Origin of the sequence: Streptomyces sp. NRRL S-118, from assembly GCF_000716335.1 — a bacterium.
Classification (GTDB): Bacteria; Actinomycetota; Actinomycetes; order Streptomycetales; family Streptomycetaceae; genus Streptomyces.
The window spans coordinates 1,862-2,437 of sequence record NZ_KL591050.1; the positions used below are offsets into that span (position 1 = coordinate 1,862).

The following is a 576-nucleotide window of genomic DNA, read 5'->3' on the forward strand; positions in this document are numbered from 1 at the left end:
CCGTTGCTCGCACCGTCCTGGTTGACGGCCGAGCCACGCACCACGGCGAGGACCTCGTGGCCGTGGCGCCGCGCGTCCGACAGCCGCTCCACCACGAGCAGACCGAGCCCGTCGGCGAAGCCGGTGCCGTCCGCCGATGCCGAGTAGGCCTTGCACCGGCCGTCGGGCGCGAGGCCCCGCTGCCGGCTGAAGTCGACCAGCAGGTGCGGCGCGGTCATGACCGACACGCCGCCGACCAGCGCCAGCGAGCACTCACCCGAGCGCAGCGCCTGCGACGCCAGGTGCAGGGCCACCATCGACGAGGAGCACGCCGTGTCGACGGACACGGCGGGCCCCTCCAGGCCCAGGCTGTAGGCGACGCGCCCGGACACCACGCTGGTGGTGGTGCCGGTCAGGAAGTAGCCGTCCATCTCCGGGAGCTTCGCCGCGCCGTAGTCCGAGGTGACCGCGCCGGTGAACACACCGGTGTCGCTGCCGCGCAGGGACGTGGGGTCGATACCGGCGCTCTCGAACGCCTCCCAGGCCGCCTCCAGCAGCAGCCGCTGCTGCGGGTCCATGGCGAGGGCCTCGCGCGGG

Annotated in this window: 1 protein-coding gene; it reads right to left on the minus strand. The window is 74.1% G+C overall.

The window, feature by feature from the left end; genetic code table 11:
- Positions 1 to 576: beta-ketoacyl [acyl carrier protein] synthase domain-containing protein (locus tag IH00_RS44895; protein WP_039947853.1), on the minus strand; the 576-nt coding region annotated here is incomplete at both ends.